The organism is Streptomyces sp. NPDC037203 (genome assembly GCF_055605065.1).
The window spans coordinates 266,352-290,888 of record NZ_JBVJUC010000005.1 but is presented as its reverse complement, the minus strand read 5'-3'; the positions used below and the strand labels follow the sequence as shown (position 1 = coordinate 290,888).

The following is a 24,537-nucleotide window of genomic DNA, read 5'->3' as shown; positions in this document are numbered from 1 at the left end:
CATGTCCGGTCTGCGCAGCTGGTGGGCGGGCCAGTCGCCGGCCACCGGCGCCGCCGCGATGGCGACCGCCATCGTGTCGACGGGGCTGCACCTGGCCGGCGCCGAGGCACCCTCCCTGGCGGCGCTGGCCCTGGCGGGCGCCGTCTGGGTGCTCCTGGGCATCGGTTTCGGGCGCCGGCTGGTCCTGGACCGGAGACGCTGGTCGGCCGAGGCGCGGAGCCCCGCGGCGCTCACGGCCGCCGCCGCGACCGCCGTCCTGGCCTCCCGGCTGGCGATCCTGGGCAGACACCTCCTGGCCGAGGCGCTGCTGGCCCTCGCGGCGGTGCTCTGGGCGGTGCTGCTGCCGGTCGTCGTACGGCACTGGGACTCGCGCATGCCGGGCGCGGTGTTCCTGTGCTGCGTGGCCACCCAGGGGCTCGTCGTGACGGTCGCGGCGCTCGCGGCGGCCGAGCGCACGGCGTGGCTCGCGCACACCGCCCTGGTGCTGTTCTGGCTGGGCCTGGCGCTCTACGCCCTCGCGCTGCCCCGCTTCGACGGGCGGCAGGTGCTGGAGGGGCCCGGAGACCACTGGATCGCGGGCGGGGCGCTCGCCATCTCGGCGCTGGCCGGGGCGGGGCTGCTCACCGCCGGGGACGCGAGCGGGGCGTATCTGTGGAACGACGACGACCGCGACACCCTGCGCACGACGACGGTCCTGCTGCTCGCCCTGTCCCTGACGGCCTGCGTGGTGCTGCTGGCCGCCGAGGCGGCCCGGCCCCGGCTCCGCTACGACCAGCGCCGGTGGGCGACGGTCTTCCCGCTCGGCATGATGTCCGCGGCAACGCTGTCCGTCGCCACCGCCGCGGGGGTCCCCTGGCTCAGGGGGCCGGGGCGTGTGCTGGTCTGGGTGGCGGTGGCGGGGTGGCTGTGGGTGGCCGCCGGCACGGTCGCCGACGCGGTGCGCACGGCCCGCGCCGGGTCCGGCGAGGTCAGGTCCAGAGCACCGCGATGAAGATGTTCGTCGCGGTCAGCGCGCCGACCAGCCCGAACTGCGCCTTGTCGATCCGCTCCTCGTCGCGCTTGACGTAGACCAGGCCGAGGATCACGATCAGCAGCGCCAGCTTGATGCCGATCTTGACGGTGTTGATGTGGGCGCCCTGTGCCTGGTTCAGCCCGACCAGGGCCACACCGGTGACCAGCATGGTCAGCGCGCCGTGCAGCATTCCGGGCACGAACCGCGCCGTGCCCTGGCCCATCGCCTTCATCTGGGTGAGGAAACCGCCGAGCAGCGCGGCGATGCCGATGATGTGCAGGCCGACGAAGAGATGGATGAGTACGTCCATGGAGCGGGAGCCTAGCCAGCGCACCGCGGCCTCCCGTCACCGCCCCCGGTCCCGCGCATCCGGCGTGAACGCACCCCCATAGCACCTCACTACTCCCCCTTTCGTCACTTATCGCTCTTTGATCACCACACCGCGCGAAGGCGACGCTTCGAACCTCCCGCCCCGGTCGTGTACGGACACATGCCGCCCCATCCGGATCAGTTCCGCACAGTGCGTTACCAACTCGTCACTGTCCGGCCTAGCGTCCTCCCCCAGGCACCCGGCCCCCACCGCCGGGTGCGCATCCCACGCGACGACCACACCGGTCGTATCAGTCGCATGAAAGGACGTGACGGCACAGGTGGCAGCGCACCGCAGGCCACGGCAGCACCCGTTCAGGGGTCAAACGGCCCGGACGGCGGCCATCCTCGCCATGGCGGGGGCGGCCACCGCGACGGGCTTCGACGGCACCGGACAGGCCGAGCCCCGGCTGACGCCCACGCAGGTGAGGACCGAGGTGGACACCCTGTACCGGGAGGCCGAGACCGCCACGCAGAAGTACGACGGCGCCAAGGAGCAGGCCGACGCGGGCGAGCGCCGGCTGAACGCGCTGCGCGACGAGGCCGCCCGCGAGACGCAGAAGCTCGACTCCGCCCGCGACGCACTCGGCACCTTCGCCGCCGCGCAGTACCGCTCCGGGGACATCGCCCCCGCCTGGCAACTCGCCCTCTCCGGCGACCCGGACCGCTACCTGGACGACGCCGCCCTCGCCGAACGCGCCGGTGACCGGCAGACCGCCGCCGTCTACCGGGTACGCCGGCAGCTCCAGGAGATCGAGCGGCTGCGCGGCGCCGCCCGCGTCGAGCTGAAGTCCCTGAAATCCCATCAGGCGGAGCTGCGGCGGCAGAAGAAGACCGTCACCGGCAAACTGGCCGAGGCCCGACGGCTGCTGGCCGAGCTGACCCCGTCGCAACGCGTCCAGGCGGCCGGCGCGGAAGGCACCGGCGGCACCACTCCGGGCGACGCGTCCGGGACGGCCGAGGACACCCGGCAGGCGTCGGCACGGGCCGGGGGCGTCGCGGCCCCCGACTCCCGCGCCGCCGCGGCCGTCGCCTACGCCTTCGCCAAACTCGGCAGCCCCTATGTGTGGGGCGCGACCGGCCCCCACGCCTTCGACTGCTCGGGCCTCGTCCAGGCCGCCTACCGCTCCGCCGGGGTGTCCCTCCCCCGCACCACCTACGCCCAGATCGACGCGGGCCGACGCGTCTCCCGCTCCGAACTGCGCCCCGGCGACCTGGTGTTCTTCTACTCCGGCATCAGCCACGTCGGCCTCTACATCGGCGACGGCCGCATGATCCACGCCCCCAACCCCTCGGCACCGGTCCGCGTGGCCCCGATCGACGAGATGCCGTTCGCGGGGGCGACACGGGTGGTGTGAGGGACCGGGCGAGGCGGGTGTGCGGGTGGCCCCGGCCTCTACGTGGGTCCGCTCCGCCGGGGTCAGACCAGGCGCCGCGCCGTCGCCCAGCGGGTCAGCTCGTGGCGGTTGGACAGCTGGAGCTTGCGCAGGACCGCCGAGACATGGGACTCGACCGTCTTCACCGAGATGAACAGCTGCTTGGCGATCTCCTTGTAGGCGTAGCCGCGGGCGATCAGCCGCAGCACCTCGCGCTCGCGCTGGGTGAGGCGGTCCAGGTCCTCGTCCACCGGCGGGGCGTCGGTGGAGGCGAAGGCGTCCAGCACGAAGCCGGCCAGCCGCGGGGAGAAGACCGCGTCGCCTTCCTGCACCCGGAAGATCGAGTCCACCAGGTCGGTGCCGGTGATGGTCTTGGTGACATAGCCGCGGGCACCGCCGCGGATCACCCCGATCACATCCTCCGCCGCGTCCGACACGGACAGCGCGAGGAAGCGCACCGGCTGCTCGGCGTCGGCCATCAGCGCCGCGCACCGGCGCAGCACCTCGACCCCGCCGCCGCCCGGCAGATGGACGTCGAGGAGGACCACCTCGGGCCGGGTCGCGGTGATGACGGTGACCGCCTGGTCGACGTCCGCGGCCTCGCCCACCACCTCGACACCGGTCGTCGCGGTCCGGCCGATCTCCGCCTGGACGCCGGTGCGGAACATCCGGTGGTCGTCCACCAGCACCACCCGTACGTGCCGCCCGCCCGCCCCGCCGTCGGCGAGCCCGCCGATCGCGGCCGCCTCCGCCGTACCGTTCGTCTCGGTCGCGTCGCTCATGCCGTCTTCTCCGCCCTTTCCATCTCCAGCTCGACCTCCGTGCCGCCCCCCGGCACCGCCCGCAGCCGGGCCGTGCCGCCGTTGCGCTCCATGCGTCCGATGATCGATTCTCTGACGCCCATGCGGTCGGCGGGTATCGAGTCGATGTCGAAGCCCGGACCGCGGTCGCGCACGGAGACGAACACCGTCTTGCACTCGACCTCGGCGTAGACCTGCACGGCGCCGCCGTCGCCACCGTACTTGGCGGCGTTCACCATCGCCTCGCGCGCGGCTTGCATCTGCGCGGCGGTCCGGTCGTCCAACGGGCAGTCGCCGACGACGACCACCTCGATGGGCACCCCGTGCTTGTCCTCGACCTCGGCCGCGTTGCGCCGCACCGCCTCGGCGACCGTGTCCGGTTCGTCCGCCTCGTCCTTGCCGGTGCCCTCCGGCTTGTAGAGCCAGGTGCGCAGGTCGCGCTCCTGGGCGCGGGCGAGGCGGCGGACCTCGCCCGCGTTGTCCGCGTTGCGCTGGATCAGGGTGAGGGTGTGCAGCACGGAGTCATGGACATGCGCGGCGACCTCGGCCCGCTCCTGGGCGCGGATGCGCATCAGCCGCTCCTCGGAGAGGTCCTGGGTCATCCGGACCAGATACGGGCCGGCGAGCAGGGTGATCCCGACGAGGACGGCGAGCGCGGCCTGGAGGACGGCGCCGAGGTGGGCGGCCGAGCCCTGGAGGACGAAGATCGCCGAGACGCCGGCCGTGACCAGCAGGACACCGGCGGCCGCGCGCACCAGCGTCAGGGTGCGGCGGTGCCGGCCGACCTCGACCCAGCGGGCCCGGCGGGCGTTGTCCGCCTGGCGCCAGACGAGGGCGACACCGGCCGCGACGAGCACGGCGGGCACCAGATACGCCTTGGCCGCGCCGGTCGGATTGACGCTGCTCACGAAGACCATGGACACGATGACCATGAGGAGCAGCGCGACCATCTGGCCCCGGTCCGGCTTGCGGGCCACGAGTCGTCTGCGGCCGCCGGGCGCGGTCTCGGCGGTGATCGGGGACGTCTTCTGTTCACCGACGCCACCGACACCGAGCGGGACGAAGAACCAGAACGCCGCGTACAGCAGCGCGCCCAGGCCGTTGGCCATGAACAGGCCGACGAACGCGAGCCGGACCCAGATGACGGGCAGCCCGAGATGCCCGGCGAGACCCCGCGCCACTCCACCGAGCCAGCGTCCGTCGCCGCTGCGGTAGAGCTTGCGCGGCGGCCGCGGGTCGTCGAGTGGCAGGCTTGCGGCTTCCGGCATGGCATCGATGGTCACACGCCCGGCCGGGGCGGGGCATCAGGGTCGGTCCCCGAGACGTCCCTGATCTTCCCCGAGGCCGGGTCGGGGGCCTCGTTCCCGCACGGGCTGCGGCCGGTGCGCACCGCCCGAACGCTTCCCCGGTCCGCGTCAGGGCCGATTTCAGGGTTCGCCCAGGGTTGTCCCGACTGCCGCCGCGCCGCACCGGCCGTCACCATGGACTCATGACGGATCACGAGCATGCCGCGACGGGTCCGGGACCCGGCGGCCCCCGCCCGGCCTCGGGCACCGGGCCGACGGATGCCGCGCCCGCCGCGACGGAAGGGACGGGCGCGGCCGCCGGCGGCGCCGCCCCTCGCGCGCACAGCACAGGCGCGCACGGCACAGAGAAGGCGGAGAGGGCAGTCGGCGCGGAGGGGGTCGGCAGCGCGGACGCGGACCCCCGCACCCGCGCCGGCGCTCAGGAACGGGGACAGGAGCGGGGGCAGGAAGAGAGGCAGGACCTGGGGCGCGGGGAGGGACCGGGGCAGAGGGAGGGACAGCCGCAGGAGTCCGCGCGGCAGCCCGGCCCGGCCGAGACCGCCCCTGACCGGTTCCGGCGCGGGCGACGGCACAAGATGATCGCGGGCGTGTGCGCGGGACTCGGCCGGCAGGCCGACATGGACCCGGTGATATTCCGCATCACCCTGGCCGTCCTGTCCGCGACCGGCGGCATCGGTCTCATCTTCTACGGCTTCGTATGGCTGCTGGTGCCGTACGAGGACGAGGAGGAGAACGAGCTGCGCAAGCTGCTGACCGGCCGGGTCGACGGCCAGGCCCTGGCCGCGGTGCTGTTCGCCCTGGTCGGCTGCGGGACGTTTCTGACCATGCTGAGAAACGGCGGGGCGCTGACCTTCGCCGCGGTGCTCTCGCTGATGCTCGCCGGGGCCGGGTACTGGTCGCGGCGCCGTGGCGCCCCCGGCCCCGACCCGTTGGCCGCGCAGGCCGCCGCCGACGCACCGCCGGAGGCACAGGCACCGCCGGTCGCCATCAGCTATCCCTCCTGGTGGCGGGACCCGATCGTCAAGGACGGCACGCATGTCGGCGGCACCGGCTATCTGTGGGGCCCCGGCGACGCGCGGGTCCGGGAAAATGACCTGCTCTCGGTCGTCGACGTCCGCCTCGCCACCCCCTGGACCCACCCTGGAGCCGCATCGCGGCCTGCAAACCCCGCGCCCCCCAAGCCGCGCGGACCGCGCTGGATAGGCGGCCCGGTGTTCCTGCTGGCGCTGCTGGCGGGCGGCCTGGGCTCCGGGCTGACCTGGCGCACCGAGGCACTGGGCACCAGCCTCCAGACCGGGCTCGCCTGTGCGCTGGCCGTCTTCGGCCTGGGCATCGCCGTCAGCTCGTTCCTGGGCCGCACCGGCGCGGGCACGGTGTTCCTGGCGATCGTCACGGCAGCCCTGCTCGGCGGGGCGGCGGCGATGCCCCGCGACATCACCACGCACTGGCGGGAGACGTCCTGGATACCCGGCGCCGCGGCGCAGGTCCGTCCGGCGTACGAACTGGGGACGGGGCAGGGCAGCCTCGACCTGACCCGGATACACCCGGCCAAGGGGCGGACCGTCGCCACGGACGCGCACATCGGGGCGGGCCGGCTGAAGGTGATCGTGCCGGCCGACGCGACCGTGCGGATGGACATCGAGGTGGGTGTGGGCGACATCAAGCTGCCGGGAGAACACGGAAAGGACGTGGACGTGCTGCCGCGACGGCACCGGGAAGTGACCCTGGCACCGGCCAGGGGCGGAAAGGACAGCGGCACCCTGGACCTCACCCTCCAGGTCGGGGCCGGAGAAGTGGAGGTGGACCGTGCTGCGCCATGAGTTCCGGCCAGGAAAGCTGGTCGCCGGGCTGTTCCTCGCCGCGACCGGGGTGGTGTACGCGGGGGACGCGGGCGGCCTGTGGGGGACACCGTGGTTCGCGATCGTCCCGCTGGTGGTGGGCGGCCTGTGCCTGGCCGGCGTCACGGCGGCACTCAACCGGGCGATACGCGGCCGGGACGGGACCGAGCGGAGCTAGGCGGGGCTGGAGGGCGGGGGGCGGAGCTGGGCGCGCTGGAGGCCGCCGACCGCCCAACGCCGCCCCCACCACCAGCGCGCGCAGCCCTTAGCGTCGCCCAGCCCCCGCCTCCACCCGCACCCGCACCCGCACCCGCACCCGCACCCGCACCCGCCTACAGATAACCGAAAGTCCGCCGTCGGCCCCGCGCGCGCCAGGCGGCGTCCAGGGAGAGGTAGGGGGCGCCGGCGAGGATCAGGGGGAGCCAGGCCATCAGGTACGCGAGGTCGTTGCCGTAGTAGTAAGGGGTCGTCGCCCAGCTCATGGTCAGCCACAGGCTGAGGGAGATCAGCGCGCCGCCCAGTGCGGCGAGGCGGCCGAACAGGCCGAGGAGGGTGGCGATGCCGACGGCGACTTCGCCGAGGGCGATGGCGTAGCCGAAGCCGACCGGACTCCTCAGGGCGAGGTCGATCAGGGCGGGGAGGGCGGCGGTGCCGCGGGCCGCGTGCATGGTGTCGCCGATCGAGCCGGCACCGGCGGCCTTCATGAAGGTGCTGTCGGTGAGCTTGTCCAGGCCCGCGTAGAGGAAGGTGACGCCGAGGAAGACGCGCAGAGGCAGCAGGGCGTAGCGGGCGGCGGTGTCCCGCCAGCCGTTGCGGCTGTCCAGCCGTGTGGTGCGCGTGTCCATCCGGATACCGGTCATCCTGCCCGCCGCCTCTCGCCCGCTGTCCCTGCTGTGCCTGCCCGTTCTCCCGACCATACGTATGACAAGGAGGAGACGCTCAATCATCTCCTGGGGATTTTTCCGGATTTCAGGCGTTCGTATGAGAGGAGGGTCGCGAGCGGAGGACGCTCACTCGGTGATCTGGACCGTGTAGCGGTTGGTCGGCACCCCGGCCGCGGTCACCACCTGGACCTCCACCGAGCCGGGCTCGACGTCGGCCGGGACGGGGACGGTCAGGACGGTGTCCGTGGGGTTGCGGAAGCCGCCGGTGACCGGGACCAGCGGGACATGGACATCGACGGCGCCGATGCGGACGACCATGCGGGAGAGGCGTTCGGCGGTCTGGGCGCCGGGCGGGACGAAGCCGGTGCCGCGGATCTCGATGTCGTCGCCGGTGCGGATCGGACCGTCCAGGTCGCCGGGTTCGCGGGCGCGGACCACGGAGAGGATGACCGCGCGGCCGCCCTCCGCGTACTTGCCCGCCAGATAGGTGGCGGCCGAGATCAGGACGACGACCGCGAGTCCCCAGGGCAGGTCGGGCAGTTGGTCGGGGCGACGGGCGAGCCGTACGGCGGCGAAGACCAGGGCGACGGCGCTGATGGCGACGTACTGGATGTCGGTGAAGGCGCCCCGGCCGGAGTCGTCGGTGAGCAGGTCGGCGGCGCGCGGGCGGTGGGCCGGGACCTTCTGCAGCCGCTGGGCGAGGATGCGCAGGCCCACCACCCGGCGGACCAGGACGGCGATGCCGCACACCACGGCGAGGACGGTCACCACGCCGGCGCCGCGGGCGAGATCGAGGCCCGAGATGAGCGCGTCGCGTTCGGCGTGGCCGGAGGCGGCGGCCAGGCGGGCGGCGAGCAGCAGGACGGCGTAGCCGATGAACAGGACCCAGCAGACGGCGACGGAACGGGAGGTGGACATGCGATGGTCCTCGCCGATCACCGGGGCGAGGGCGCCGCCGCGCGCCCGGTGGAACCAGCAGGCGGCGCTCAGCGCGCCGGCCACGAGGAGGGCGGCGAGCAGGGCCGCGGTGCGGGCGGTGGTCCAGCCGGCACCGATCGCGGTCAGCGCCTCGCCGAGCAGCAGGGCGACGACCGCGCCCCACACCGCGCACAGGGTCCGCAGCCACAGCCGGGTGAGCCACATCTCGCCCTCGGCGCGGCCGCGTTCCGCGACGGCCTCCGCGCGCTGGGTCAGTTCCTCGGAGACCCACTGGCGGGAGGCCGAGGGAGAGTAGGCCACGGCGGCGGGCAGGCCCTGGCCGGCGGCGAACTCGTCGCGGCGGCGCAGGAACGCGGCGACGGCCCGCCGGTGTCCCTCGCGGGCGCCGTGCGGACAGTCCCCGCAGCCGCAGCCGCCCTCGTGGACGCCCTCGGCGTCCGCGTCCTCTCTCGCCTCCTGCACCGCCACGTCCGACGCCCGCCTTCCCCGCGACCTCGCGGCACGGCCGCCGGCCCCTCGGTGAGCCGTCCCATTACCGTGCAACTCCCGTACATCACCAGCGAATTGTGCCCTACCGGGACCGGCCGGGGGCCGCCGACATGATCCTGGAGGGTGAACTGCCGGGCAAGGTGTTGACGCAGCCGCTCCCGGCCGCCCCAGGGGCCTCAGTCGAGCAGGTCGGGTTCGCTGCGGGTGACCTCCTGCCACAGGGGCTGGTAGTTGATCCAGGCCACGAGGTCGCCGCCGAGCTGTTCGCGGGTGGCGACGGCGAGTTCGTGGTCGATGAGGACCGGGCGGCCGGCCGCGCGGGCCAGCAGCTGCACCTGGCAGGCGCGGTCCATGGACAGGAACCACCAGGCGGCGGCGTCCACGGAACCGCCGACGGTGAGCAGCCCGTGGTTGCGCAGCACCAGCGCCTTGCGGGAGCCGAGCGCGGCGGCGATACGGCGGCCTTCGCGGGCGTCGACGGTGACTCCGGTGTAGGCGTCGTAGAGGGCGGCGTCCTCGTAGAAGGCGCAGCTCTCCTGGGTGAGGGGGTCGACGAGGTCGCCGAGGGCGGCGAGGGCGCGGCCGTGCACCGAGTGGCAGTGGGCGACGGCGACGACGTCCGGGCGGGCGGCGTGGATCTGCGCGTGCACGGTGAAGGCGGCCTGGTTGACGTGGTAGCGGCCCTCGACGACCTGCCCGTCCTGGTTGGCGAGGACGAGGTCGCTGACGGTGACGTGCTTGAAGGGCATGCCGAAGGGGTTGACCCAGAAGCAGTCGCCGAACTCCGGATCGCGGACGGTGATGTGGCCGGAGACGCCGTCCTCGAAGCCGCGCCACCCGAAGATCCGCAGGGCTCCGGCGAGCCGTTCCTTGCGGTGCCGGCGCTCGTCCTCGACCGAGTCGTGCGTCGGCGGCATGGCGAACTGCAACTGGTGGGTGGGCAGCGGCAGCGGCGGGGTGGGCCCGGCCATAGGTCCTCCAGCGCTGGGAGTGCGGTACGGGCCGGAAGTTACCGCCGGTCAGCGCGGAAGGGCAGGGCCGTGCCGTAAAGATGACGCGCAGATCGGAAAGGTGACAGAAGATGTCAGGGTTGGGGAGCACACTCGGCCGGTATGAACTGGGCAGACTTCATTGCGGCCGAACCGGACTTCGCCAGCACCGTCGAGGAGCGCTTCGGCGCCTTCCGCCACCACGTCTTCGTCACCCTGCGCCGGGACGGCTCCCCGCGCGCCTGCGGTCTGGAGGTGGACTTCCGCGGCGGCGAGCTGTGGCTCGGCATGATGCCGGATTCGCTGAAGGCCCGCGATCTGCTGCGCGATCCGCGGTTCGCGCTCCAGGCCAATCCGGGCGAGGGGACCGGCATGGGCGGCGGGGACGTACGGATCAGCGGGCGGGCCTACGAGGTCGGGGACGGGGAGACGAAGGCCGGATATGTGAAAGAGGCGGAACCGCCGGAGCCGTTCCACCTCTTCCGCACCGAGCTGACGGAGGTCGTGCGGACCTGCGTCGAGGACGACCGGTATCTGGTCGTCCAGGTCTGGAAGCCGGGAGGGCCGGTGCGGACCTTCCGGCGGACCTGAGCCTCAGCGGAGCCGGGCTCCGCTCAGGCCTACTCCCACTCGATGGTGCCCGGCGGCTTCGAGGTGACGTCGAGGACGACGCGGTTGACGTCCCGGACCTCGTTGGTGATGCGGGTCGAGATGCGGGCGAGGACGTCGTAGGGCAGCCGGGACCAGTCGGCGGTCATGGCGTCCTCGGAGGAGACCGGGCGCAGCACGATCGGGTGACCGTAGGTGCGGCCGTCGCCCTGGACGCCCACGCTGCGCACGTCGGCGAGCAAGACCACCGGGCACTGCCAGATGTCGCGGTCCAGGCCGGCCGCGGTCAGCTCCTCGCGGGCGATGGCGTCGGCGTCGCGCAGCAGGTCCAGGCGCTCCTTCGTCACCTCGCCGACGATCCGGATGCCGAGGCCCGGACCCGGGAACGGCTGCCGCTGGACGATCTCGTCCGGCAGGCCCAGCTCCTGGCCGACCATCCGGACCTCGTCCTTGAACAGCTTGCGCAGCGGCTCGATCAGCTTGAACTCGAGGTCCTCGGGCAGGCCGCCGACGTTGTGGTGCGACTTGATGTTGGCGGTGCCGGTGCCGCCGCCGGACTCGACGACGTCCGGGTAGAGGGTGCCCTGGACCAGGAACTCCACGGCCGGGCCTTCGTCCGCGATGATCTCGGCCTGCGCCTGCTCGAAGACGCGGATGAACTCGCGGCCGATGATCTTGCGCTTCTCCTCGGGGTCGCTGACCCCGGCGAGGGCGTTCAGGAAGCGCTCCTCGGCGTCGACGACCTTCAGCTGCACGCCGGTGGCCGCGACGAAGTCCTTCTCGACCTGCTCGGTCTCGCCCTTGCGCATCAGGCCGTGATCGACGTAGACGCAGGTCAGCTGGGAGCCGATGGCCTTCTGCACCAGGGCGGCGGCCACCGCGGAGTCCACGCCGCCGGACAGGCCGCAGATCGCGCGCTTGTCGCCGACCAGCTCGCGGATGGCCTCGACCTGCTCCTCGATCACATTGCCCGTGGTCCAGGTCGGCTCCAGGCCCGCGCCGCGGTACAGGAAGTGCTCCAGCACCTGCTGACCGTAGGTGGAGTGCATGACCTCGGGGTGGTGCTGGACGCCGTAGAGCTTCTTCTCGTCGTTCTCGAACGCGGCGACCGGGACCAGGTCGGTGGACGCGGTGACGGAGAAGCCCTCGGGGGCGGCGGAGCAGGCGTCGCCGTGCGACATCCAGACCTGCTGCTCGGCCGGGGTGCCCTCGAAGAGGGTGGAGGAGCACTTGGAGACGTGCAGGTCGGTGCGGCCGTACTCACGGGCGCCGTTGTTGTCGACGGAGCCGCCGAGGGTGAGCGCCATCAGCTGGAAGCCGTAGCACATGCCGAAGACGGGGACGCCGGCCTCGAAGATCTCGCGGTCGAGGGAGGGCGCGCCCTCCTCGTACACCGACGAGGGGCCGCCGGAGAGGATGATCGCCGCGGGCTTCTTGGCGAGCATCTCCTTGACCGGCATGGTGCTCGGCACGATCTCGCTGTAGACCCGCGCCTCGCGGACGCGTCGGGCGATGAGCTGGGCGTACTGCGCACCGAAGTCGACGACCAGGACGGTGTCGGGGGCAGTGGGAGTCGCTGATGACACGGGGTGCCTTCTGGTGGTCCGGGCGGGGGTCTGTACTACGAGTCTAACGGTGCGGGCGCGGAGCGCTCCGCCGAGCCGGGAGCGCACTCCGCCGGGCCGCGACCGTGATCCGCCGGGCGGGGAACGCCGTGACGGCGGGGCCGTCGCACCGGCCGTGGCATACTGGCCCCATGCTTCAGCACACGACCTTCGTCTTTACCTATGGCATCCGGCCCGCCGGTTGCCATGGTCGTGCTGCTTAGCCGAACGCTTAAGCGACATCCCAGGCGCTCCGGGCCGACAAGGCCCAGGGGCGCCTGTCGTTTCTCCGGGTCACACGGTTCCGGGGCATCCGCACCCGTACGAAACGATCAGGAGCCCCCGGCATGACCACCACCACCCCCGAAGAGACCACCACCCCCCAGGAGACCCCCGAGGGGACCGGCGCGACGCCGGAGGCGGCCATCGCCGCCGCCCGTGAGCGCATCGACGCGATCGACGACCGGATCATCGGCCTCATCCAGGAGCGGACGGCCGTCTCCGCCGTCGTGCAGCAGACCCGCATCTCCTCCGGCGGCCGGCGGCTCAGCCTCAACCGCGAGATGGAGATCCTCTCCCGCTACCGCGAGGCGCTGGGCAAGCCCGGCACCGCGCTCGCCATGACCATGCTGGAGCTGTGCCGGGGCCGGGTCTGAGTCACCCGATTATCCGACGTGAGTTCGGCCGCCGTCTCACCCGTACGGCGCCGTGACCGCCCCGCGGGCGGCTTCGTTAGCGGGGTGTCCGTGCCAGCCAGGGGCGGGCCCGACAGAACCACGCGTGGCTCGCTGGAGCGATGAGGCGTACGGGTCGTGCCGTACGCCGTGGGACCTCGCTCCAGGGAAGTGACCGGACGGCAGGGGACAGCAGCCCGGTCACCAAGAGAACGGTCGGCTCCGGGGACGCCCGGAGCCGACCGGCGGAACACCGGTCCCCGTCCCCGCGCAGACCACGACACCCCTCAGGGCCCTCGGCACACGAGAAGAGGGACCTGCATCCCCCTCCGAAGGCAGGTCCCTCACCACCGTCTTCTCGATCCGGTAGCAGGTTTGATCGGCGACAACGCGGAAGGGTTGCGCCGGAACCGGCCATTGACGAGTGACCTGCATCACATTCGATTACTTTGCCTTCGGCGGCACCGTCGGCATCCCCAGGAACGGCAGCCGCAGGGCGCCGAACGCCTCCGCCGGGACCGCGGGCGACCGCGGCTCCACCGGCTTCAGCCGCTCGTACGCCGCTCCCGGCGCCGGCCGCGGGTCCTCCTCGCCCTTGTTCGGCCAGAACGACATGGCCCGCTCGGCCTGCGCGGTGATCGTCAGCGAGGGGTTGACGCCCAGGTTCGCCGAGACCGCGGCGCCGTCCACGACCGAGATGCCGGGGTGGCCGTACAGCCGGTGGTACGGGTCGATCACCCCGGTGTCGGGCGAGTCGCCGATGGGGCAGCCGCCGAGGAAGTGCGCGGTGAGCGGGGTGCCCATCAGCTCGCCGACGTTGCTGCCGGGGAAGCCGTTGATCTCGGCGGCAAGCGCGGTGGCGGCCTCGGTGGCGGCCCTGATCTGCTTGGGGTTGGGCGCGCCGTGCCCCTGCCGCGCGGTGAGCAGTCCCTTGCCGACGCCGTCCGGTTTCAGGTACGTCGTCAGCGAGTTGTCCAGGGACTGCATCACCAGGCCGATGATGCTCCGTTCCGACCAGCGACGGTTGGACAGCGAGCGCAGCACCAGGGCGGGATGCCGGGCCGCGTTCGCCAGCCAGGCCAGCGCCCGCGAGGAGCCCTCGGTGTACGGCACCTGGAGGATGGACAGGCCGCCCATCGCGTTGGAGCCCTTGCCGTAGCGGACCGGCTCGATGTGGGTGTTCTCGTCCGGGTGGATCGAGGAGGTGATCGCGACGCCTCGGGTGAAGTCGGCCCGCGGGGCGCCGTGCGCCTTGCGGTAGCGGTGGTTGTCGGTCTGCGCGCCCACCAGCGCCTCGGAGTTGGTGCGGGTCAGCACACCCAGTTTGCTTGAGACGTACGGCAGTTGGCCGTTCGCTTTCATCCGGTGCAGCAGGGTCTGGGTGCCGTACGTACCGGCGGCGAGCACGACCCGGCGCGCGGTGAACAGCCGTCCCGCGCCCTTCTTCCTGCGGTCCGTCGGCAGGGTGGCCACCGCGTACCCGCCGCGCGAGTCGTCGGTGACCGACACCACCGTGGTCATGGGGTGGACCACCGCGCCCGCCTTCTCGGCGAGGTGGAGGTAGTTCTCGTTGAGGGTGTTCTTGGCGCCGTGCCGGCAGCCGGTCATGCACTCGCCGCACTCGGTGCAGGCGGTGCGCTCCGGGCCCGCCCCGCCGAAGTACGGGTCGGGTACGCGCTGTCCCGGCGCCGCCTTCGCCGTGCCGTCCGCGTCCTTGCCGTCGCCGAAGAAGACGCCGACCGGCGCGAAGTGGAAGGTGTCGCCGACGCCCATCCGCTCGGCGGCGGCCTTGAGGTGGACGTCCGAGGGGGTCATCGTCGGGTTGAGCCGCACGCCGAGCATGCGCTCGGCCTGGTCGTAATACGGCTTCAACTCCTCCTGCCAGTCGGTGATGTCCTTCCACTGCGGGTCCTCGAAGAACGCCTTCGGGGGGACGTAGAGGGTGTTGGCGTAGTTGAGCGAGCCGCCGCCGACGCCCGCGCCGGCCAGCACCATCACATTGCCGAGCAGATGGATGCGCTGGATGCCGTACAGGCCGAGCTTCGGGGCCCAGAGGTAGTTCCTCAGGTCCCAGGAGTTCTTCGGCAGCGACTCGCGGGTGAAGCGGCGCCCGGCTTCGAGGACGCCGACCCGGTAGCCCTTCTCGGTCAGGCGCAGGGCCGACACGGAGCCGCCGAAGCCGGAGCCGACCACGATGACGTCGTAGTCGTAGGAGTCCTGGGGCACGGGTCTCTCCTCGTTGTGTCTCGGGTGCGGGCCGTCCGTGGCTTCTCGCGCGGTTCCCCGCGCCGCCGGGCGGCCTACCTGAACCGGAACGCCTTCAGCAGGCGCAGGCTCGTGGTCATGAGGCGGGCGTAGCCCTCCTCCGTCATGCCCAGCGAGGGCGCCATCGGCAGCAGCCGCTGCTGGGCGACCGTCTGGGCCTCGGTGTACTTGAGGATGCCCTCGGAGCCGTGGCGGCGGCCGAGCCCGGAGTCCTTCATGCCGCCCATCGGGGACTGGACGCTGCCGTAGGCGGGGGCGTAGCCCTCGTTGATGTTGACCGTGCCGGTGCGCAGCCGGGCGGCGACCTCGCGGCCGCGGCTCGAACTGGTCGTCCACACGGAGGCGTTGAGGCCGTACGGCGTGGCGTTGGCGCGCTCGATCGCGTCGTCCAGGTCCGAGAAGCGGTAGACGGACACGACCGGGCCGAAGGTCTCCTCCTCGCAGACCGCCATGGAGCGCTCGACGCCGTCGAGGATGGTGGGCTCGTAGAAGTAGGGGCCGATGTCGGGCCGGGCCATGCCGCCGGCGAGCACCTTGGCGCCCTTGTCGACGGCCTCGCGCACATGCCGTTCGACGGTCTCCAGCTGGCGCTCGCCGACCAGGGAGCCCATCTCGGCTCCGTAGGTGAGGGAGTTGCCGAGCCGCATGGCCTTGGTGCGGGCGGCGAAACGCTCCAGGAAGGCGTCGGCGATCGACTCGTGGACGTACAACCGCTCGATGGAGATGCAGAGTTGGCCGGCGGAGGAGAAGCAGGCGCGGACGGCACCGGCGGCAGCCTTCTCGATGTCGGCGTCGTCGAGCACCAGCATGGCGTTCTTGCCGCCGAGTTCGAGGGAGACGCCGATCAGCCGGGCGGCGGCACCCCGGGCGACCTCGCGGCCGGTGCGGGTGGAGCCGGTGAAGGAGACGTAGTCGGCGTACTTGACCAACTCGGGTCCGACGACCGGGCCTTCGCCGATGACGACCTGGAAGGCACCCTCGGGCAACCCGGCCTCGATCAGCAGATCGCGGGCCCACAGCGCGGTGAGGCAGGTCTCGGTGTCCGGCTTCATCACGACCGCGTTGCCCGCGACGAAGGCGGGCAGCGCGTCGCCGACGGACAGCTCCAGGGGGTAGTTCCAGGGCGCGATCTGGCCCACGACCCCGCGCGGGTGGCGCAGTTCGGTGACCTTCGTCAGGGTCGGCACGGCGCCGGTGTGCCGCTTCGGGCGCAGGTAGGCGGGGGCCTTGCGGCCGTAGTGGCGGGCCGCGATGGCGACGGCCAGCACCTCCTCGTGCGCGTGCAGCCGGGCCTTGCCGGTCTCCAGCTGGATCAGGTCGAGGACCTCGGCCTGGCGTTCGAGGATCAGGTCGTGGAAGCGGAGCAGGACGGCGGCCCGCTGCCGAACCGGGGTGCGCTCCCAGACGGCCTGCGCGGCACGGGCCGCCTCGAACGCCTCGAGCACGTCGTCGGGGGTGGACTCGGGCAGGTCGGCCAGCTTCTCGCCGGTGAACGGCGTGTGGTTGGCGGTCCGGCCGGAACCGGTGACGCCCTTGGCCAGCCGGGCCACCAGTTCCGGGGTGACCACGTCGGCGGCGGTGCGGGCGCCCGCGGGGGAGGGCGCGAGGGGGTTGGTGCCGGCGATGGCCGGGGCCTGCGGGTCCGGGGCCTGCGTGTCCGTCATGAGGCGCAGGGTATGCCGCGGCGAACGCTTTGTGTACCCGTCGGTAACGGGGATTCACCGAGTACTCACACCTTGCCAGTGATCACTGGCAAGGAATGGCCTGATCAGCGGGTTGCCGGTTCGAACACCCGCCCGATCAGTCGCCCGCGGGTTTTCTCGCCAGGAGAAGGGCGAGAGAGGCGAAGGGGGTCCGGCGACGGGGGGCGGGCTCGGGGGCCGGCCGGGGCCTCGGCTGCGGGTGCGGCTGCGGCTGCGGCTGCGGCTGCGCGTCCGGTACGACGTCGGGGTCCCGCCCGTCTCGTGCGTCCCGCGCGTGTACGTCTCGTACGTCTCGTACGTCTCCCCCGGCGGCCGGCTCCGGTACGCCGGTCACCCCCAGGCACTCCCGCAGCTCCGCCGCCACCTGCTCCGCGTCCGGCCGGGCCGCGGGCCGCTCGGCGTGGAGCCGGTCCAGGAGGGAGGCGAGCGGGCCGGGGTCGGTGCCGCCGAGGGCCGTGTGCAGCAGGACGCCCAGGGACCACAGGTCGGAGGCGGGCCCCGCGCCGGGACCGGCCGCGCGCTCGGGAGCGACGAAGGGGACCTCCCCACCGAGCCGGCTCCCGCCGCCTACCGCACCGACTCCCCCACCCCTCCCGTCCCCGATCCCGAAGTCCGTGAGGATCACGCGGCCGGTGCCCGCTTCCAGCAGGACGTTGGCCGGCTTGAGGTCGCGGTGGACGATGCCGACGGCGTGCGCGGCGCGCAGGGCGCCGAGGACGGCGAGACCGATGCGCGCGGCCTCGGCGGGCGGCAGGGGGCCCCGGCGCAGCGCCTCGCCCAGGGACTCGCCCTCCACCAGCTCCATCACGATCCACGGGACGCCCGCCTCGGTGACGACGTCGTACACCGTGACGGCGGACGGATGCCGCACCCGCGTGGCGGCGCGGGCCTCCCGGTACAGCCGGTGGGCGAGCCGCCGGCTCTCCTCGTCGGCGGCCGGGTCGCCGGGCAGCGACGGCTCCTTGACGGCGACCGGGACGCGTCCTTCGCCGCGCTCGTCCTCGGCGCGCCAGACGGTTCCGGTGGGACCGGTGCCGAGACGCCCGGTCAGCCGGTAGCGCCCGCCGATCAGCCGCGTGCCGATCGGACCCGTATCGATCAGAGGTTCGCCGAGCGGGTGTCCGCCGTCGTCAGCCATGCCCCATCAGTACCGCGCGCACCGCGCCGTTGTCGAAGCGGGCGGCCTGGGCGGCCCACCGGCGCGACCCGAACCCGCTTGTCTCCTCCCGCACTTCTACCACACCGGTGCCCGCGAAGTGCTCGGCGAACACCAACGTGCTCTCTTGCCAAGCCTGTTGGCGCACGGGGCGGCAGGCGGCGGCGTACGGCTCAGGGCGCCGAGAACGTGTCCAGCGCGACGTCGAAGTACTCCCGCGCCTCCCGCACCTTCCCCACCGGCGCCGACACCCACACGTCGTACAGCCGCCCGGACTGCTCCCAGCACAGGTCGTACGTGTGCCGTGGTCCCTCGGCCGCGCTGTAGCCGTTCCAGGTGAACTCCCAGAGCGCGGCGGGGTGTCCGGCGTGCGTGGTGCGGGTGACCCGGCCGTCGTGGTAACCGGGGTTCGAAACCGACCCGTTGGCCGCCTGGCCCTTCATCACGGTCTGCGGGCCGCCGGGTTGGGGAGCGGAGACCCTGACGCCGAGGCGGTACGTGCCCTCCGGCGAGAGGTAGAACACCCGCTCCCCCTCCGGGCTGCGGGTGAAGTCGTCGGGCACGGCGAGCGAGAACCCGGCGGGGTCGCGGGCGGTGCGGTAGCCGGAGGGCGCGGTGCCGGGGGCCGGGGGCGGCGAGCCGGACCGGGACGGCGACGGGGTCGTGGCCGAGGGCGAGGGCCCGGTGCTCGTGCCGCTCGCGCCCCCGGTCGCCGGTGTCGTCGCGGTACCTCCCGGACTCCCGCCGCCCCCGCCCTCGTTCCGGTTGATCAGCAGGGTCGCGGCCGAGCCGCCCGCCGCCGCGAGCGCCGCGATCAGCAGCGCCGCCAGCAGCACCGAGCGCGTCGAGGAGCGGCCGGGCGGCGCCTCCGCCGTGACCGGGCCCGTGCCCGCCGCCGGGCCGGACAGCGGCTCGGCGTCGCCCGGCAGGACGAGCGGCGGCAGGGTCCGCGGCGGGCGCCCCACCACGAGCCGGTGCCCGCGCGAGGTGCCCGCGGGCTCCGGTGGCGTCTCGGGGGTCCGCCCGGTCTCCAGGTAGACGCGCAGCATCCGCTCGGCCTGTGCCGCGTCGAGCCGGCGGTCCGGGTCGCGCTCCAGCAGCCCCCGTACGACGGGCCCCAGCGGCTCGGCCTCGACGGGCGGCCGGATCTCGGCCGCGACCACGGCGTGCAGGATGCCGCCGAGCGAGTCGCGGCGGAACGGCGACTCGCCGCTGAGCACCGTGCACAGCAGCGCGCCGAGCGACCACAGGTCGGACTCCGGGCCGGTGCGCACCCCGGACATCCGCTCGGGCGCGGTGTACTCGGGCGAGCCGACGAAGGAGCCGGTCTCGGTGAGCGTGGTGGCGCCCGCGACCTGCGCGATGCCGAAGTCGGTGAGCACCACCCGCTCGGTGCCGGACTCGATCAGGACGTTCGCGGGCTTGATGTCCCGGTGCAGCACCCCGGCATCGTGCGCGGTGTCCAGCGCGCTGAGCAGGGCGATCCCGATCCGGGCGGCCTCGGCCGGGGTCACCGGGCCGTGCCGGGCGATCCGGTCGGCGAGCGAGCAACCGTCGATCAGCTCCATGACCAGGTACGGCCGTTCGTCCTGCTCCACCACGTCGTGCACCACGATGATGTGCGGGTGCCGCAGTTGCGCGACCGCGCGCGCCTCCCGGAACGTACGGTCACGGCGGCGCCGCGCGTCGTCCTCCGGGAGCGCGTCGTCCGCCAGGATCTCCTTGACCGCGACGAGCCGGCCCAGCAGCTCGTCGCTCGCCCGCCATACGACGCCCATGCCGCCGCGCCCGATACGCGCCTGCAGGCGGTACCGGCCGGCGATCACCCGGAAGTCGGCGCCCTCGGTCCCCATGGGGCCCATCATGCCGCAACGGACCCACCCGCTCCGGGGCTCCGATCGGCCAAGCCGCGCCGTTCAGTGACTCGTTTTCGGCCGTTTCAGTCGCAAAGAGCACCCGTTCGGCGCAGCGCCGGTCAGCCCGTCTGCCCCGGCTGCTGCCAGCTCTGGAGCACCCACGTGAACTGCTTGCCGGTCCTCGGCCAGTCGGCGGCGGGCCCGGACATGTAGATGGCGTACTCGGTGCCCTCGCGCGAGAAGTACGTCTCCTCGATCGCGTGCCGCGGGCCCGCCACGTGCGGCGGGTCCTTCTTCAGCGCGTCCCAGGTGTACTCCCACAGCGAGCCGCTGCGGTCGCGGTAGATGTTCTGCTTGAGGGTCACCCGCTGGTAGCCGACCAGCCGTTGGAGCTGCTGCTCCAGGTCCTTCTGGTGCTCGTAGGCGTCGACGAAGTCCGGCGAGCTGTCGATGGAGATGCGGACGAAGTGCTTGCCGCCGTCGGGGGTGTAGTCGATCTGCTTCAGCGGGCCGTTGATGCCGTAGACCTGGCGTTTCCAGCCCTTGGGCAGGGAGAGGCTGAAGCCCAGCGGGTCGTGGTGGGTCTCCCAGCTGGCCGGTACCGTGCCGGTGTCCTGGTCGCCGGGGCTCGCCGAGGAGGCCGTGCCGGGGGTCGTCCCGTGATCCGCGGAGTCCTGCCGGGAGCTGTTCCACTCCTGGAAGCCCACCGCGGCGCCGCCGCCGAGCACGGCCGCGACGGCGACGACGAGCGCGAGGGTGCGCAGCTTGCGCCGGGGGCGCACCGGGCGGTCGCCGCCGTGTCCGCCCGGCACGGGGCCCACGGCCGTGGGCCCGACGGCCGGCGGCCCGGCCGGGGGCGGGCCTCCCAGATACGTGCCGGACCCGGTCACGCCCGCCGCGGACGAGCCGTTCACGATCTGACCGTTCAGGGCCTGACCGCTCAGGTCCTGGCCGTTCAGGGCCTGACCGTTCGCCGCCTGACCGGGCGTGCCGTGGCCCCCGCCGTCCCCCGGACCGTGCAGACCGGAGGTCTGGGTCGGCACGTACGCCTGCGCGGTGCTCGGCCGGCGGCCCTCCGCGGCCTCGGCGAGCATCTGCTCGGCCTCCTCCGCGCCCGGCCGCCGCTCCGGTTCCTTGCGCAGCAGCGCGGAGATGACCGGGCCGAGCGGACCGGCGTTGCGCGGCTGTTCGGCCTCCTCCTCGACGACCGCCTGCATGGTGCTCAGCGGCGAGGTACGGCGGAACGGCGAGCGCCCCTCCACCGCCGTGTACAGGGTCGCCCCGAGCGCCCACAGATCGGAGGAGGGGCCGGGGTCGTGGCCACGCACCCGCTCGGGCGCGAGGTAGTCGACCGAGCCGACGACCTCTCCGGTGCGGGTGATGGTGGAGTCGCCCTCGATCTGGGCGATGCCGAAGTCGGTGAGCAGCACCCGCCCGTCGCGGCCGAGGAGAACGTTGCCAGGCTTCACATCGCGGTGCAGCACACCGGCGGAGTGCGCGGCGCGCAGCGCCCGCAGCACCCACAGCCCGATCCGCGCGGCCTCCCGCGGCTCGATGCGCCCCTGCTCCTTGACCGCGTCGGCCAGCGAGTTGCCCTCGACCAGCTCCATCACGATCCACGGGCGGCCGTCGTGGTCGAGGACGTCGTGCACGGTGACGACCGCGGAGTGGTTGATGCGCGCCGCGGCCCGTGCCTCGGCGCGGGTGCGGGCGAGCAGTACGGCCTGGTCGCTGTCGGAGACGTAGAGCGCGGCGGTCAACTCCTTGACCGCGACCGCCCGGTGGAGCACCTCGTCGTGGGCGCGCCACACCCGGCCCATGCCGCCGCTGCCGATGGATTCGGCAAGCCGGTAGCGGCCCGCTATGAGCAGGCCCTGCATCTGATTCACGTTGCCCCGCAATGCTTTTGTCAGGGGTCAGACTAAGGACCGGCCCGTTCGCAGGGAACAAGCGGGGTCCCAAGGAAACCGCACTGTGACGATGGTCATTTCCGCGTGAGAACGGGAACCGGCGCGCCGGGCCGGAGCCGTCGTGTACGCCGTGCTCAACCGGTGTAGCGGTACGTCGCGGTAGCTTCCTCGTACAACCGGGTCACCTCGTCCCGGTCGGCGTCCGGGCCGCGGACCTGGAGGATGTGGTAGCGCCCGTCGAGCAGGATCGCCATGTTGCGGACGAAAAGGTCCCGGCCCTGCCCGTCGGTCCAGGTGAACTGCCCCTCGGCCATGGTCCGTCCGCCCACCTCGATGGTGCGCAGCCCGGTGGCGGTGGCCCAGCTGGAGTCGCGGTACGGCTGGAGTTCGCGCTCCTTGTCCCGCTGATAGGCCATCGGATCGCCGCCGTACGCCGCCGAGGTGTCCCGGCCGGGTACGACCATCAGCGCGAAGTCGCCGTGCGCGTAGACGATTTCACCGCTGCCGTTCTTCGGGGTGCGCATCCAGCCCTTGGCGACGGCGACGTCGAAGCCCTCGGGGTCCTTGCGCAGGACGAAGCCGGTGGGGACGGAGGAGGTGCCGCCCGCCTGGGTGTCGGAGGCGGAGGGGCCCTGCCCGGAACCGGAGGGCGCGGGGCTCGCCGGGCCGGCCGGGGAGGTCGTACCGGCCCCGCCCCGCGTGGGGTGCGCGTGCTGTTTCGGCATGAACAGCATCGCGTAGGCGACCGCGCCGGCCAGCAGCAGGAGGATCAGCGCCAGCAGCAGCCGGCCGAGACGGCGCGGCGAACCCCCCTCCTGCCGGTCCCGCTTGTGTCTGGCGTGCTCGGGCAGCCCGGCGCGCCGCCGCCGCACCAGCTCGCCCCGGCGCCGGACGATGGGCAGCCGCCGGGGATCGGGCGGCACCGGCACCACATGGGTACCGGCCTCCGGCTCGGGCGCGGACCGCACCAGCGAGCGCAGCCAGCCGCCCAGTTCCTCGAAGTCCGGCCGCTCGGTGGGGTCCTGACGCAGCAGGGACTCCACCACCGGGCGCAGCGGCCCGCACTCCTCGGCGTACGCGGGCGGCTCCGCGCACACCAACTGCACCAGTTCGGCGGTGGATTCCTCCGGGTAGGGCGCGTGTCCCTGCACGGCCCGGAACAGCAGCGCGCCCAGCGCCCACAGATCGGTGGCGGACCCGACCGGCGCCGCGAGCTGCCAGTTCTCGTGCACGGGCCCGGCCTGTTCCGGCGCCCACCGCTCGGTCACCGGCCCCACCAGGGCCATCCGCGCCTGCCGGGCCCGCTCGGCGGCGAGCGCCCCGGCGGGCCGCCGGGCACCGGCACCGGCACCGGCACCGGGCCCCGCCTCGTCCCAGCGGGCCTGCGCCTGCGCGGGTACGGCGGCCATCGCGGCCGGGGTGTCGTGCCGCGCGGGTTCGAGATCGTGCGGGCCGGGGGCGGGCGCGGCGTGCGGCTCCTGTGCCTCGTACGGCCCGCGTCCCGCCTGCGCCTCGTGCGGCCCGCGCGGCTCGTAGGCGGGGTGGCCGGGGTACGGCGCCGACCGCGCCGTGCCCTCGCCTTCGCCGCCGCTCCGTTGGGCCGCATCGGTGCCCGCGTCGCCCCCGGTGGGCCGCCGGGCACCGGGCAGCGCGGCCCGGTCGTCCCGCTGAGCCTCCTGCACCCTCGCCGCGGCACGGGCCCCCGCCCGGTACGCCGCGATCGCCCCGGCCCGCGCGGCACGGATGTCGGCACCGCTCTCCAGCGCCCGCTGCCCCGCCGTACCGGGCGCCTCGGGCCCGCCGGACACCCCGTTCGCCCCCGGAGCCCCCGGAAGGCCTGGAACTCCCGGCGCACCCCGCAGCTCCGGCGCCGCCGGCCCGCCCGCCGCCCGTGCCTGGATGGCGGCCCGCCGGGCGGCCTCGGGGTCCACGGCGTCGGGCACAACGATGTCATCGCGCCGCGCGGCGCCCGCCGCGGCCTCACCGGCGCTCCCCGCGCCGGCCGCGAAGCCGGCCGCCGCCGTGTCCTCCTCCGCCCCCGGCACCGGGTCGTATCCGCACAGCGCCTCCTCCGCGGCACCGGCGGCCAGACCGGTCAGCATGACGCGGCCGTCGTCGCAGACGAGGACCGTGCGGGCGGTGACATTGCGGTGGACCCAGCCGTGGGCGTGCAGGACGCGCAGGGCCATGAGGACGTCGGAGGCGACCTCGGCGGCGCGGTAGGGCGTGAGGGGGCGCTCGGCGAGCAGCGCGGACAGCGGGCGGGCGGCGACCCACTCGCTGACGATCCACAGCGAGCCGCCCTCGGCGAAGACGTCGAAGACCTGGTCGAGACGCGGATGGTCGGGGATGCGGGCCGCCGCCTGCGCGGCCTCCACGGCGCGCCGCACCGCGGGCTCGGCGGGCCGGCGGGTCGCGGCCCGCGCGGCCGGTACGGGGCGCGGTCCGCGCCCGTGCGGGGTGAACCCCTCGGGCAGCCCGTCCGCGTCGAGCACCTCGGCCTCGACGACCTCGGGCAGCGGCACCTGACGGACCAGCACCTCCTGGCCGCTGTAGGTGTCGAAGGCGCGGGTGACGAGCGGTTCGTACGCGTCGGACGGCGGCAGCGGCAGGCGGTAGCGGTCGGCCAGCACCCGGCCCGCGTACTCGTCCATTCCGCCTCCCCCTCCCCCGGCCGCCCGGTCTGGTCACATCCGTTCGTCTCGTGGCCCGATTCGGGGCCGCATCCGGCTCCGTACGGTCCTCAACCATTCACGA

At 73.5% G+C, this 24,537-nt stretch carries 20 protein-coding genes; 6 read left to right on the top strand and 14 right to left on the bottom strand.

Going from position 1 to position 24,537, the window contains the following annotated elements:
- The first annotated feature begins 1 nt into the window (after position 1).
- On the top strand, positions 2–991 hold the full coding sequence (locus ACZ7EC_RS17370; protein WP_471063315.1) for an SLAC1 family transporter: 990 nt from the start codon (positions 2–4) through the stop codon (positions 989–991).
- On the opposite strand, the gene ACZ7EC_RS17365 is transcribed toward ACZ7EC_RS17370, so the two are convergent.
- A complete protein-coding gene (locus ACZ7EC_RS17365) occupies positions 969–1,322 on the bottom strand; it encodes a hypothetical protein (protein ID WP_471063314.1) in 354 nt (117 codons plus the stop codon). The genes ACZ7EC_RS17370 and ACZ7EC_RS17365 overlap by 23 nt on opposite strands.
- 340 nt (positions 1,323–1,662) lie before the next feature.
- On the opposite strand from ACZ7EC_RS17365, the gene ACZ7EC_RS17360 reads away from it, so the two are divergent.
- Positions 1,663–2,739, top strand: a complete 1,077-nt coding sequence (locus tag ACZ7EC_RS17360; RefSeq protein WP_471063627.1) for a C40 family peptidase — start codon at positions 1,663–1,665, stop codon at positions 2,737–2,739.
- A 62-nt stretch (positions 2,740–2,801) separates the two neighbouring features.
- Here the strand turns inward: ACZ7EC_RS17360 and ACZ7EC_RS17355 are convergent, their stop codons facing one another.
- On the bottom strand, positions 2,802–3,539 hold the full coding sequence (locus tag ACZ7EC_RS17355) for a LuxR C-terminal-related transcriptional regulator (RefSeq protein WP_471063312.1): 738 nt from the start codon (positions 3,537–3,539) through the stop codon (positions 2,802–2,804).
- Positions 3,536–4,825: an ATP-binding protein gene (locus ACZ7EC_RS17350; protein ID WP_471063309.1), complete on the bottom strand. Its 1,290-nt coding sequence runs from the start codon at positions 4,823–4,825 to the stop codon at positions 3,536–3,538. Before ACZ7EC_RS17350 ends, ACZ7EC_RS17355 begins: the two co-directional genes overlap by 4 nt.
- A 221-nt stretch (positions 4,826–5,046) precedes the next feature.
- On the opposite strand from ACZ7EC_RS17350, the gene ACZ7EC_RS17345 reads away from it, so the two are divergent.
- Together ACZ7EC_RS17345 and ACZ7EC_RS17340 are read left to right on the top strand one after the other, a co-directional pair.
- Positions 5,047–6,684: a PspC domain-containing protein gene (locus tag ACZ7EC_RS17345; protein ID WP_471063307.1), complete on the top strand. Its 1,638-nt coding sequence runs from the start codon at positions 5,047–5,049 to the stop codon at positions 6,682–6,684.
- A complete protein-coding gene (locus ACZ7EC_RS17340; protein ID WP_471063305.1) occupies positions 6,671–6,880 on the top strand; it encodes a hypothetical protein in 210 nt (69 codons plus the stop codon). The genes ACZ7EC_RS17345 and ACZ7EC_RS17340 overlap by 14 nt, the downstream gene beginning before the upstream one ends.
- Before the next feature lie 154 nt (positions 6,881–7,034).
- Here ACZ7EC_RS17340 and ACZ7EC_RS17335 read toward each other — a convergent pair whose 3' ends face one another.
- From ACZ7EC_RS17335 to ACZ7EC_RS17325, 3 genes are all read right to left on the bottom strand, one after another.
- Positions 7,035–7,547: a DoxX family protein gene (locus ACZ7EC_RS17335; protein ID WP_471063625.1), complete on the bottom strand. Its 513-nt coding sequence runs from the start codon at positions 7,545–7,547 to the stop codon at positions 7,035–7,037.
- Between the two features lie 165 nt (positions 7,548–7,712).
- Positions 7,713–8,993, bottom strand: coding sequence for a hypothetical protein (locus tag ACZ7EC_RS17330; protein ID WP_471063303.1), 1,281 nt, complete (start codon positions 8,991–8,993; stop codon positions 7,713–7,715).
- A gap of 197 nt (positions 8,994–9,190) precedes the next feature.
- Positions 9,191–9,985 carry a class II aldolase/adducin family protein gene (locus tag ACZ7EC_RS17325; RefSeq protein WP_471063301.1) on the bottom strand — a complete coding sequence of 265 codons (795 nt, stop codon included), beginning with the start codon at positions 9,983–9,985 and terminating at the stop codon, positions 9,191–9,193.
- 141 nt (positions 9,986–10,126) lie between these two features.
- Here ACZ7EC_RS17325 and ACZ7EC_RS17320 point away from each other — a divergent pair, with 141 nt between their 5' ends.
- Complete coding sequence (locus ACZ7EC_RS17320; RefSeq protein ID WP_471063299.1) at positions 10,127–10,594, top strand: pyridoxamine 5'-phosphate oxidase family protein; 468 nt, start codon at positions 10,127–10,129, stop codon at positions 10,592–10,594.
- A gap of 29 nt (positions 10,595–10,623) precedes the next feature.
- Here the strand turns inward: ACZ7EC_RS17320 and guaA are convergent, their stop codons facing one another.
- Positions 10,624–12,198, bottom strand: coding sequence for a glutamine-hydrolyzing GMP synthase (guaA, locus tag ACZ7EC_RS17315; protein WP_471063298.1), 1,575 nt, complete (start codon positions 12,196–12,198; stop codon positions 10,624–10,626).
- A 365-nt stretch (positions 12,199–12,563) separates the two neighbouring features.
- Between guaA and ACZ7EC_RS17310 the strand changes: the two genes are divergently transcribed.
- Positions 12,564–12,872 carry a chorismate mutase gene (locus ACZ7EC_RS17310; protein ID WP_471063296.1) on the top strand — a complete coding sequence of 103 codons (309 nt, stop codon included), beginning with the start codon at positions 12,564–12,566 and terminating at the stop codon, positions 12,870–12,872.
- Between the two features lie 462 nt (positions 12,873–13,334).
- On the opposite strand, the gene ACZ7EC_RS17305 is transcribed toward ACZ7EC_RS17310, so the two are convergent.
- The 7 genes from ACZ7EC_RS17305 to ACZ7EC_RS17275 form a co-directional block, all read right to left on the bottom strand.
- Positions 13,335–15,116 carry a GMC family oxidoreductase N-terminal domain-containing protein gene (locus tag ACZ7EC_RS17305; protein WP_471063294.1) on the bottom strand — a complete coding sequence of 594 codons (1,782 nt, stop codon included), beginning with the start codon at positions 15,114–15,116 and terminating at the stop codon, positions 13,335–13,337.
- Between the two features lie 74 nt (positions 15,117–15,190).
- Positions 15,191–16,819, bottom strand: coding sequence for a succinic semialdehyde dehydrogenase (locus ACZ7EC_RS17300; RefSeq protein ID WP_471063292.1), 1,629 nt, complete (start codon positions 16,817–16,819; stop codon positions 15,191–15,193).
- 136 nt (positions 16,820–16,955) lie between these two features.
- On the bottom strand, positions 16,956–17,996 hold the full coding sequence (locus ACZ7EC_RS17295) for a serine/threonine-protein kinase (RefSeq protein ID WP_471063290.1): 1,041 nt from the start codon (positions 17,994–17,996) through the stop codon (positions 16,956–16,958).
- Positions 17,989–18,132 carry a hypothetical protein gene (locus ACZ7EC_RS17290; RefSeq protein WP_471063288.1) on the bottom strand — a complete coding sequence of 48 codons (144 nt, stop codon included), beginning with the start codon at positions 18,130–18,132 and terminating at the stop codon, positions 17,989–17,991. The genes ACZ7EC_RS17295 and ACZ7EC_RS17290 overlap by 8 nt, the downstream gene beginning before the upstream one ends.
- A gap of 55 nt (positions 18,133–18,187) precedes the next feature.
- Complete coding sequence (locus ACZ7EC_RS17285; RefSeq protein ID WP_471063286.1) at positions 18,188–19,867, bottom strand: serine/threonine-protein kinase; 1,680 nt, start codon at positions 19,865–19,867, stop codon at positions 18,188–18,190.
- Positions 19,868–19,989: 122 nt separating this feature from the next.
- Complete coding sequence (locus ACZ7EC_RS17280; protein ID WP_471063623.1) at positions 19,990–21,750, bottom strand: serine/threonine-protein kinase; 1,761 nt, start codon at positions 21,748–21,750, stop codon at positions 19,990–19,992.
- 164 nt (positions 21,751–21,914) lie between these two features.
- Positions 21,915–24,434, bottom strand: coding sequence for a protein kinase (locus ACZ7EC_RS17275; protein ID WP_471063284.1), 2,520 nt, complete (start codon positions 24,432–24,434; stop codon positions 21,915–21,917).
- Positions 24,435–24,537: the final 103 nt, after the last annotated feature.

Excerpts from the sequence above, each read along its gene's own strand:
- ACZ7EC_RS17370 (WP_471063315.1), top strand. The coding sequence starts at position 2 with ATGTCCGGTCTGCGCAGCTGGTGGGCGGGCCAGTCGCCGGCCACCGGC.
- ACZ7EC_RS17365 (WP_471063314.1), bottom strand. The coding sequence starts at position 1,322 with ATGGACGTACTCATCCATCTCTTCGTCGGCCTGCACATCATCGGCATC.
- ACZ7EC_RS17355 (WP_471063312.1), bottom strand. The coding sequence starts at position 3,539 with ATGAGCGACGCGACCGAGACGAACGGTACGGCGGAGGCGGCCGCGATC.
- ACZ7EC_RS17350 (WP_471063309.1), bottom strand. The coding sequence starts at position 4,825 with ATGCCGGAAGCCGCAAGCCTGCCACTCGACGACCCGCGGCCGCCGCGC.
- ACZ7EC_RS17345 (WP_471063307.1), top strand. The coding sequence starts at position 5,047 with ATGACGGATCACGAGCATGCCGCGACGGGTCCGGGACCCGGCGGCCCC.
- ACZ7EC_RS17335 (WP_471063625.1), bottom strand. The coding sequence starts at position 7,547 with ATGGACACGCGCACCACACGGCTGGACAGCCGCAACGGCTGGCGGGAC.
- ACZ7EC_RS17325 (WP_471063301.1), bottom strand. The coding sequence starts at position 9,985 with ATGGCCGGGCCCACCCCGCCGCTGCCGCTGCCCACCCACCAGTTGCAG.
- ACZ7EC_RS17320 (WP_471063299.1), top strand. The coding sequence starts at position 10,127 with ATGAACTGGGCAGACTTCATTGCGGCCGAACCGGACTTCGCCAGCACC.
- ACZ7EC_RS17310 (WP_471063296.1), top strand. The coding sequence starts at position 12,564 with ATGACCACCACCACCCCCGAAGAGACCACCACCCCCCAGGAGACCCCC.
- ACZ7EC_RS17300 (WP_471063292.1), bottom strand. The coding sequence starts at position 16,819 with ATGACGGACACGCAGGCCCCGGACCCGCAGGCCCCGGCCATCGCCGGC.
- ACZ7EC_RS17295 (WP_471063290.1), bottom strand. The coding sequence starts at position 17,996 with ATGGCTGACGACGGCGGACACCCGCTCGGCGAACCTCTGATCGATACG.
- ACZ7EC_RS17285 (WP_471063286.1), bottom strand. The coding sequence starts at position 19,867 with ATGGGGACCGAGGGCGCCGACTTCCGGGTGATCGCCGGCCGGTACCGC.
- ACZ7EC_RS17280 (WP_471063623.1), bottom strand. The coding sequence starts at position 21,750 with ATGCAGGGCCTGCTCATAGCGGGCCGCTACCGGCTTGCCGAATCCATC.
- ACZ7EC_RS17275 (WP_471063284.1), bottom strand. The coding sequence starts at position 24,434 with ATGGACGAGTACGCGGGCCGGGTGCTGGCCGACCGCTACCGCCTGCCG.